Consider the following 10011-nt stretch of genomic DNA (forward strand, 5'->3'; position numbering starts at 1 on the left):
AATCCTTATCTGGCAAGAGACTTAATTGATTAGCTCGTTCTAGATTGAAAACAATTGGCAAAAATCGAAGCAATGTCTTTCTATATAAGGGTTTCATCCCTTATAACTCCCGTCCATTGCATAACACAAACCGAAGAACCATAATCTCCTGACTACTGACTACTGACTACTGACTACTGACTACTGACGACCGGCTACTGACTCCTAACACCCTAGTCATTCGGGGACTGAGGAGAGATTTTCAAAGAGGAAATGGCCCCTTCTTCTATCGGGGTTTCTGATGTATTCCTTTCCCCATCGAGAGAAGGGGTTTTTTTGCCGCCAGAACCGCCACTTTTCGGGGGTTTCGAGGAGAGGAATTGGGCCTCGAACTGTTTGATCAGCACATACAACACCGGGACGAGAAATAAACTCAACACCGTGGAAATCAGATAACCGCCTAGGATTGCAGTTCCCAGAGACCAACGACTCATCGCTCCGGCGCCGGAAGCGATAACCAAGGGCAAGAAACCGACTAAACCGGAAATAGCCGTCATCAGAATCGGTCTTAAGCGTTCCGTCGAGGCCCGGGCTGCCGCATCGGGAATACTTAAACCCAAAGTACGGGACTGGTTAGCGAATTCCACGATTAAAATCGCATTTTTAGCCGCTAAACCGATCAACATGACCAAAGCCACCTGAGCATAGATATTATTATTCACCGCCGGGAACAGACTACCCACTTGTAGGAAATTCGCCCGCAACAGTAAGGCCCCCATGGCCCCTAGGATCGCTAGGGGAACGGTAATCATGATGATAATCGGGTCAATGTAGCTTTCGTACTGGGCCGCAAGGACGAGGAAAACCACGATAAAGGCTAATCCGAAGATAACTGGGGCAGCCCCGGCGGAAGTTTTTTCTTGGAAAGCTGTACCCGTCCAAGCGTAACCGAAACCGGGCTGCAGGACTTTCCGACAAACATCTTCCATCACTGCGATCGCCTGTCCCGTACTAAAACCGGGGGCGGGACTACCCTGAACGTTAATCGAGGGATAGAGGTTAAAGTTAGTGATAATCGGTGGATAGGTGAAGCGTTTGACGCTAACCAAACCCGATAGGGGAATATTGGCCCCGGTACGGGAACGGACGTAAAGACGGTTAATATCTTCAGGATTAGAGCGATAATCCGCTTCTGCTTGGGCAAAGACTCGATACAAGCGATCGCCTAAGACGAATTGGTTGACGAAGTTGGAACCGAGATAGGTTTGCAGGGTTCCGAAAACGGCCTGCATATCGACGTTTTGCGCCTGTAGCTGGTTGCGATTGATGGAAAGTTCCAGCATCGGCGTGTCGGTGGTAAATTGGGTGAAAATTCCCGATAATTCCGGTCTTGTTCGGGCCTCGGCCATGACGTTATTAGCGTTGGCAATCAAAGCGTCCATGGGGAAAGAAGCGCGGTTTTGGATAAATAACTCGAAACCGCCGGTAGAACTTAATCCATCCACGGGGGGCGCATTAACGGCGAAAGCGCGAGCATCTGGGACTTTAGTGGCTAATTGTTGGTTAATTTTCCGCAGAACCCCGAAAACCGACTTATCTTCGCCGGGCCGTTCCGACCATTCTTTTAACTTGACAAAAAATAGTCCTTGGTTGCTACCACTTCCGGCAAAACTAAAGCCCGCCATACCGACAAAGTGTTCGATTTCTTCGATACCGTCGAGAATTTCTTCGTTAATCTGACGGATAACCTGGTCGGTGTAGCGCAGGGAAACCCCGGGGGGTGCTTGCACCAAAACGAAGGCATAACCTTGGTCTTCTTCGGGGATAAAACCCTGGGGAGTGGTGCTATAACTCCAAGCTGTGAGAAAGAGGGCGGCGATAAAGAAGGGTAACACTAAAAAACGGATGCGGATCAGAAATTCGATCGAGCGTCGATAGCCTTCTTTAACTGCGTTGAAACCCCGATTAAAGCCCTCGAAAAACAGTCCCAAGGGGCCGCGGGTGCGTTGGGGCGCTTTCATGATAATCGCCGACATGGTGGGGGAAAAACTGAGGGCGTTAAAGGTGGAGATGATAATTGAAGCGGAGATGATGACGGCAAATTGTCGATAAACGATCCCCACCGTACCGGGGAAGAAGGTGACGGGAATAAAAACTGCCAGCAGTACAAGAGAACTAGCAATCACCGCCGAGGTTAACTCGCCCATGGCATCGAGGGCAGCTTGAAATGGCCGCATTCCCTGCCGTAATTTTTCCGATACCGCTTCTACGATCACGATGCCGTCGTCCACCACTAAACCGGTGGCCAGAATGACGGCAAACAAGGAGAGGTTATTGAGAGAATAGCCTAAAGCCAGGGCGACGGCCATGGTTCCGATCAAAGATACGGGAATAGCGATCGCCGGAATGATCGTGGTGCGCCAATCCTGAAGGAAGATAAAAATGACGAGAATAACCAGTAAAATCGCCTCCACCAGAGTGCTAAAGGCTTCTTCCAGGGAAGCGGCGACAAAAGCCGTATTATCGAGGGTAATGGCGATATTTAACCCCGGGGGGAAACTTGGTTCTAGTTCCGCCATTTTTTCTTTTACCAGTTTGGCAGTATTCCAAGCGTTGGAACCGGGTAACTGATAGACGATATAGACAACGGCGGGGGATTTGTCGAAATAGGCGGCGGTACTGTAGCTTTCGGCTCCGATTTCTGCGCGTCCTACGTCTTTAATTCGGATTAAATCGCCATTTTCCCCGACTTTGACGACAATATTTTCTGCTTCCTCCCCGGTGGCAACCCTACCAACGGCGCGAATGGCGATCTGGAATTGCTGCTCTTCGGGACTAGGATCACCGCCAATTGTCCCCGCACCCACCTGAATATTCTGTTCTCGGATCGCCTGTACTACTTGTTCCGCCGATACACCCCTAGCGGCTAAAGCATCGGGATTAAGCCAAAAACGTAGGGCGTATTCCCTCTCCCCGATGATTGTTGTACTACCAACCCCCTCGATCCGGCGAATCTCCGCATCGATGACCCGATCGACAAAGTTACTTAAAAAGACCGTATCGTAGGGATAATTGCCCTTTTCATCCGGTTTGGCGGAAATCCCGTAGGCAAGGGTAACGCTGGGGGATTGGGTATTAGTTGTCACCCCCTGCCGGTTCACTTCTTCCGGTAAACTAGCGGCCGCGGTACTGACACGGTTTTGTACCAAGACTTGGGCAATATTACGATCCATTTCCACCGGGAAAAAGACATTCACCGTACTTTGTCCGGTGTTGGTACTCTGGGACTGCATATAAACAATCTGTTCTGTCCCGTTAATCTGGCGATCGAGTACCGTGGTAACGTTATCCTGTACGGTTTTGGCATCGGTTCCCAAATAGTTGGCATTTACCGCTACCTGAATAAATGCCAACTGGGGCAGTTTTTCTAGGGGTAAAAAGGGAACAGCGATCGCTCCGATCAAAACGATTAAAATCGAGCAAACTGTGGTCAGAACGGGTCTTTTAATGAAGGTATCGGCAATACTAAGGATCATAGGGCGTTACTGGTTCATTTTTTCTAGGATAGTTGCGGCGGTGGGAGATTTACGAGTCAGATAATTAAATATTAATAGTTTAAAGATGGTATCTAGGATAACGGGAACCGTGGCCACAAACAAGCTAATAAATGTAATATTCTCGCGCCAACCAAAGTGCCGGAACAAAGTTTCTAAGATTACCGTCCAACCCTCCGCCGAGTGAAACCCGACAAATATATCGGTAAAGAGAATAAAGATAAAGGCTTTGGTTATATCATTTAAGCTGAGAAAATAACGACTAACATAAGCTCGCGTAATTGCCAATTGTTGACGACCAAAAATTAAGATCGCAATAAAGGCTATTAATCCAGTGATATCGGAGAGTAAGTTTTTCCAACCATCTTGACTTTCATAACCCGCTTCTCTGAATAATTCCTCCACCTGTTCCCGAAAATTTTCTTCTGATTTATGCCCTGCTTTTACTACTCCTAAAACCTGCTTGATTTCTTCAATTTCTTGAAGTCTAGCAAATTCCCTGAGATATTTTTCGCCAATTTCCTGAGAAATATAAACTTCTGATATTTTCGCTCTATCCACACCAAAATAGTTTAAAACAGGGCTAAAAATAAAGTTTCTACTAATAACCTGCACCAAGAGAGGAACTAAAATAATAATCAGGATAAAACGAATAGCAATACGTTGCTGTTGTCGCAGGGTACGGAGTTGTTTAATAACGGTTTGTTCGTATTCTGGGGTTAATTCTTGCTGGAAGTTAAAAAATTTATTACCGGTTGCAGGAGAAATTATCTGGTTATCTTTATCCCTGGGTTTATCACTGGTGAGATTGGTATTAGGCAGATTTGGGGTTTGATTATTCGGTAATGGGGGCAGCAATTCCTCTAAGTCTAGGCGATATTTACCGATAATATCCTCGATCGCCTTTAAAGTCTCTAGGATGTTATTATTTTCTGGGTTAGTTTGCGGATTGATAAAATTACCCAGACGCACTTGAGTTAAATCGAAACGTATCTGTAATAATTCTCGCTCTAGGGTACTTTGAAAGTAATCATAAACACTTTTTCCTCCCACGGCAGCCGGGGAAATTTTTTGTCCCCCAAAATGTTTATCTTCGATCGCTTTAATTTTGAGCGCTCTCTGATAAGCTGATTCTAAGGCCCCTAAAGAGCGTTTTTCTACCCATTGATTAACTCGATTCCAAGGCACGGCTATAATCCTCGCTTTTCTGTCATCACAAGCACCACGGTAAGCTATCAGCGTTGGCTAGATAGCTACTTTCGAGAAATATCCATGATATTACATTTTGGGCGCATTGACTGCATCCTCACCATTGGTGAAATACAGAGTTTCTCATCAAGAGGAAGTGTAACCTAATTTGTTATCAACTACCAATGACTGACTCCCTAAAACGAAAACCTCCTAGCTCTCCCTTAAGATAACTGCTCTAATTAAAGTTAGCAATAATTTTTAGAGATTGAATGTTCCTCTATAAACAAACTGTAAGCATTTCTAAAAACCTCTGGAGTAAATCTATTAGCCTGTTGCCGACAATCTTCCGGATCAATTTTATCACCGTGATCGACAAAATATTTGACCGCTTCCAGCAAGGATTGGGGATTTTGTTCCCGAAAAAGTAATCCTGTTCCCTGGGGAGAATTTTCCCGCAGCTCTCGCACGGTTTCTAAAGCACCTCCGGCAGCAAATGCAATCACGGGAGTACCACAAGCTTGCGCTTCCACTAAAGCAATACCAAAATCCTCACAAGCAGCATAAATAAACGCTTTTGCTTTCGACATATATTCTGCTACTATTCGATCAGAAACCGCACCTAAAATCTGAATATTATCCTTAGCTAACTGACGAATTAAAGCCATTTGTGGACCATCTCCAATAACCACTAGGGGTAATCCCAATTGATTAAATGCCTCCACGATTAAAGGGACTTTTTTATAACTAACCAAACGAGAGACTACTAAATAAAAATCTTCTTTTTTCTCTTGGTAGGGAAAACGCTCGATTTGTACGGGAGGATAAATAACTTTTGCCTCCCGTCGATAACAGCGCCAAATTCGTCTAGCGGTGTGGTGGGAATTAGCTAGAAAATAGTCCACACGATTAGCAGAAATCACATCCCACTGACGCAAACCATGCAAAAGATAACGGGTGAAAATACCGGGTAATCCCTGTCCTAACTTACTATTAGCCAGATAGTCAAAAGTTAAATCCCAAGCATAACGCATCGGACTGTGACAGTAACAAATATGAACCTGATCCGGTCGAATTAAAACCCCTTTAGCCACACAATGGGAGGAGGATAAAATTACATCATAATCCTCTAAATTTAACTGCTCGATCGCTAGGGGAAGAAAAGGTAAGTATTTTTGTACGCCATTTCTCGCTTTCGGGAAATTTTGCAGAAAAGTTGTCCCGATCGAGCGACCATAGAGATAACTATCGGGATTAGTGGACTCAAAATCGATCAAAGCGTATAAATCCGCCTCTAGACATTGTAAAATCTCCTTAACCACTAATTCCGATCCCCCCGTCGCCTTTGGGGTTAACCACTCGTGAACCAGAGCGTACTTCATAGCATAATCAATAATCTCAGCCGTAATTATAGCAGTAAGGGATCAATAGTTCACTTTCTGGTTTTCTCTTCCCCAAAATTACCGATACCTATCCGATCAAGGTAAAAAACACCAGAAAGAAATTATTAAAATTTTCCAGAAAAATTGCAAAGTTTAGTAAAAATTACTAGCAAGATCAGATGATCGACTCCATAATGGGGATCAAGGAAAAAATAGACTTAAACCGATTGGGATCAAGAAAAACTAGCTTGATATACAGAAGATAACTAATTAATGAGGTTTGCTATGATCACCCGGCAACAAGTGCGCTGTCCTAATTGTGGAAATTTTGCCGAAAGACAGCATATTTTAGAACACCATCTCGTTAGCACCGCCTGTTCTCACTGTGATTATCTGTTGGTTAGTTGCAGTCTCACGGGAAATGTACTAGAGTGCTATGCACCCGGTATTGGTTTAAGAAATTAACACTGCCCCCTAGGCAGATCGAAAATGTCTTGTCAAAATTAGAGTGGAGAAGACAAAATCAAGGAGCTAAGTAGCTATGGGGGGTAATTTCTTCAAGGGAGCGATCGCCTTGGGGGTAATAGCGGGGATTATGGGATTTACCAATCCCCCCCAAGAACTTTACAGCGAATACGCCGCCGAAAAACTCCTCGCTCATGCCGACAAAATCGCTTGCGAGAAAATCAGTCTCTGTGGCTCGATCGATTCTTTGCCGGTGGCAGCCAGAAATGTGATCAAAAATCAAATCTTAAAACCAGCGATCGAAACCTCTAGTCAACGGCAAAATCTAGGTGTGTTCAGTATTTACACCACAGAAGTACCGGGGGTAGCTAAAATTAGAACTCTTGGCGCTTTTGGGCATTTCTTGACTTTCTCGGAGACTTAGGTGAGATTACTGCCAGCTTAAATAATAGACCTCTTGTAAAAATCAAAAATTGTTGTTAGGGTTAGGAGTCAGTAGTCAGGAGAATTAAGAAGGAATAATAATCAGTTAAATGGTCTATTTAGGGCTGGCTGAATAAATCTTAAAACCTTGTTGGGTAAGACTTTTAGACCTTTTGTCAATCAAAAAGTACTGGATATAGGAGTGATCGGGGGAAAATCCCTGGACTTTTTCCCTGAAAATTAGGTACTTGGGCACCTCAAAACTGGTAAAACCCCACACCCCACACCCCACACCCCACACCTTGCCCCCAGGAAAAACTTTTTGCCGCAAACCCTATTTACAGACTTTATGCCATTTAATCCTTATTTTTGCCGTTTTTGAACCCTGAAAAATTAATTAGGGCTTGCTGAGTAATGATAAAAACCTTGTTGGGTAAGACTTTTAGACTTTTTTCCCCTCAAAAAGTACCAGGCATGGGAGTGATGAGGGGGAAAATTGAGGCAATTTTTCCTTGAAAATTAGGTAATTGGCCACCTCAAAACCGGTAAAACCCCACACCCCACACCCCACACCCCACACCCTGTCCCCACGAAAAACTTTTTCAGCAGACCCTAATTATGCAAGAGGTTTAATGAGTTAAGATGATCGTGCTAACCCGCGATTTGAGCGATAGAGTAGTCAAGAATACAGATTAATCCTGCCTAACCGTGTCTAATTTTCTGCCTAGTCTCCGAGAAGCGATCGCCCGTTGGTGGTCCGAATTCACCCTCCAAACTAAATTAATGGCTGCGGCTACTTTAGCCGTTTCTTTGTTGATGAGTGGTTTAACCTTTTGGGCGGTTAACACGATCCAGCAGGATGTCCGTCTCAATGATACCCGTTTTGGCCGGGATTTAGGGCTGTTATTAGCCGCTAATGTCTCCCCTCTGATTGCTGAGGACAATTTAACCGATTTAGCCCGTTTTTCAGCCCGTTTTTATAGTAGTACCTCCAGTGTTCGTTATTTGATCTACGCTAACGAGGAGGGTCAAATATTTTTCGGCATTCCCTATTCTACCGCCGAAGTTAAAAATTCCCTGACGATCGAGCGTCGCATTCAATTACCGGAAAATTATGGCGAAAATGGGGAAACTCCCCTCGTCCGTCAGCATAAAACCCCCGACGGTGAAGTAACCGATGTCTTTGTTCCCTTGAATCATGAGGGCAAATATTTGGGAGTATTGGCGATCGGGATCAATCCTAACGCTATTGTGGTGGCTTCTTCTAATCTAACCCGTGATGTTACTATTGCCGTTTTTGTCTCGATTTGGGCGATGGTGATTCTCGGGGCAGTTTTTAATGCTTTAACTATCACCAAACCAATCAAGGAGTTATTAGTCGGGGTCAAAAATATTGCAGCGGGAAATTTTAAGCAGCGCGTTGATTTACCCCTGGGAGGAGAGTTAGGGGAATTAATTCTCAGTTTTAATGAAATGGCGGAAAAGTTAGAACGATACGAAGAACAAAATATCGAAGAAATGACCGCCGAAAAAGCCAAACTAGATACGTTAATGTCCACTATTGCTGATGGAGCAATTCTCTTAGATACTAATTTTCAATTATTATTAATTAATCCAGCAGCTCGGGAAATATTTGGCTGGGAAGATCAGGAAATTATCGGTAAAAATGTTCTACATCTTTTTCCTTCGGAGTTAACGGTTAAACTAACTAAACCTCTCTATCAAATTGCGGCAGGAGAAACCCTCCAACCAGAAGAATCCGCTAATCAAAATCAGAAAAATGCTGTTATTGATCAGGAAAATAATAACTATTCCCCGGCGGAATTTAGATTATCTTTAACTCACCCGAAACCCTGCACAATTCGCATTTTGTTAACTCAGGTATTCGATCAGTATCGGGAGAATGTCCGGGGAATTGCTATGACGCTACAGGATATCACCAGAGAAACAGAATTAAATGAGGCAAAAAGTCAATTTATCAGCAATGTTTCCCATGAGTTAAGAACCCCTTTATTCAACATCAAATCTTTTATTGAAACCCTGACAGAATTTGGAGAGGATCTCAGCGATACAGAAAAAAGAGAGTTTTTAGAAACCGCCAATCATGAAACCGATCGCTTAACTCGTTTAGTTAATGATGTTCTCGATCTTTCCCGGTTAGAATCCTCCCGTAACTATAACTTAGATGCGCTCGATATCGGACAATTAATCGAACAAACCCTGAGGACTTATCAACTCAATGCTAGGGATAAAGGACTAGAATTAAGCTCGGAAATTGAAGCCAATTTATTACCAATTTTAGGTCATTATGATCTACTCTTACAGGTATTAACTAATCTAGTCGGTAACTCCCTAAAATTTACTCCTGCTGGCGGTAAAGTGGTGATTCGTGCCTATAAAATCAGCAAAGATAATCCCCAAGAAACTCTCAAAATTCGCGTGGAAGTATCCGATACTGGTATTGGCATCGATGCCGAGGATCAAAGTGCCATATTTGATCGCTTCTATCGGGTAGAAAATCGCGTTCATACCCTAGAAGGGACGGGATTAGGATTATCGATCGTCAAAAATATTATTGAAAAGCACTATAGTCAAATTAATTTGATTAGTGAAGTGGGAATTGGCACAACTTTCTGGTTCGATCTAGATTTATATCAAGGCTCGATCGCCAGCAAAAAAATTAACGACGTGAGTTTATAAAAGCCAGAGCAATACTGCCCAAAATCAGGGTTAATAATAGCAATAATCCCTTATTCCTCAGACACCAATTTTTAAAAACCCTAGGGAGAGGGAGAGGGGGAATTTTGGTGGTGATTCGGTAGTAGTGATGGCGGCTTAATCCTTTGCTTTGCTGTGCATTGTAGTCATGGATAAAATACGGCTCTTCGTTACTTGTTATGGTTCGATAGGGGGGCATAAATCGACTAAATCCTTATCTGGCAAGAGACTTAATTGATTAGTTCGCTCTAGATAAAAAACAATTGACAAAAATCGCTAAATGCCTTTCTCTATAAGGGTTC

The 10011-nt window shown here is 43.8% G+C and carries 9 protein-coding genes; 4 read left to right on the top strand and 5 right to left on the bottom strand.

Going from position 1 to position 10011, the window contains the following annotated elements; translation table 11 throughout:
- Positions 1-212: 212 nt before the first annotated feature.
- From O9332_RS02780 to O9332_RS02790, 3 genes are all read right to left on the bottom strand, one after another.
- The gene (locus tag O9332_RS02780) at positions 213-3515 is read right to left on the bottom strand and encodes an efflux RND transporter permease subunit (RefSeq protein WP_190723732.1); all 3303 of its coding nucleotides are present in this window, start codon (positions 3513-3515) and stop codon (positions 213-215) included.
- Between the two features lie 6 nt (positions 3516-3521).
- Positions 3522-4721 (bottom strand): hypothetical protein, encoded by a 1200-nt coding sequence (locus O9332_RS02785; RefSeq protein WP_288023539.1) that lies wholly within the window; start codon positions 4719-4721, stop codon positions 3522-3524.
- Between the two features lie 248 nt (positions 4722-4969).
- The gene (locus O9332_RS02790) at positions 4970-6103 is read right to left on the bottom strand and encodes a glycosyltransferase (protein WP_288023541.1); all 1134 of its coding nucleotides are present in this window, start codon (positions 6101-6103) and stop codon (positions 4970-4972) included.
- 285 nt (positions 6104-6388) lie between these two features.
- Between O9332_RS02790 and O9332_RS02795 the strand changes: the two genes are divergently transcribed.
- Together O9332_RS02795 and O9332_RS02800 are read left to right on the top strand one after the other, a co-directional pair.
- Positions 6389-6568, top strand: coding sequence for a hypothetical protein (locus tag O9332_RS02795; RefSeq protein WP_002762447.1), 180 nt, complete (start codon positions 6389-6391; stop codon positions 6566-6568).
- Between the two features lie 76 nt (positions 6569-6644).
- On the top strand, positions 6645-6992 hold the full coding sequence (locus O9332_RS02800) for a DUF4359 domain-containing protein (protein ID WP_002762448.1): 348 nt from the start codon (positions 6645-6647) through the stop codon (positions 6990-6992).
- A 114-nt stretch (positions 6993-7106) separates the two neighbouring features.
- Here the strand turns inward: O9332_RS02800 and O9332_RS02805 are convergent, their stop codons facing one another.
- On the bottom strand, positions 7107-7292 hold the full coding sequence (locus O9332_RS02805) for a hypothetical protein (RefSeq protein WP_223213067.1): 186 nt from the start codon (positions 7290-7292) through the stop codon (positions 7107-7109).
- Between O9332_RS02805 and O9332_RS02810 the strand changes: the two genes are divergently transcribed.
- Together O9332_RS02810 and nblS are read left to right on the top strand one after the other, a co-directional pair.
- A complete protein-coding gene (locus O9332_RS02810) occupies positions 7240-7380 on the top strand; it encodes a hypothetical protein (protein WP_196219879.1) in 141 nt (46 codons plus the stop codon). The genes O9332_RS02805 and O9332_RS02810 overlap by 53 nt on opposite strands.
- A gap of 319 nt (positions 7381-7699) precedes the next feature.
- On the top strand, positions 7700-9691 hold the full coding sequence (gene nblS / locus O9332_RS02815) for a two-component system sensor histidine kinase NblS (protein ID WP_002762449.1): 1992 nt from the start codon (positions 7700-7702) through the stop codon (positions 9689-9691).
- Here the strand turns inward: nblS and O9332_RS02820 are convergent.
- Positions 9672-9908, bottom strand: coding sequence for a hypothetical protein (locus tag O9332_RS02820; protein ID WP_288023542.1), 237 nt, complete (start codon positions 9906-9908; stop codon positions 9672-9674). The two genes, nblS and O9332_RS02820, sit on opposite strands and share 20 nt — an antisense overlap.
- Between the last annotated feature and the right edge of the window lie 103 nt (positions 9909-10011).

It is taken from the genome of Microcystis sp. LE19-10.1B (genome assembly GCF_027530565.1).
Lineage (GTDB): Bacteria > Cyanobacteriota > Cyanobacteriia > Cyanobacteriales > Microcystaceae > Microcystis > Microcystis aeruginosa.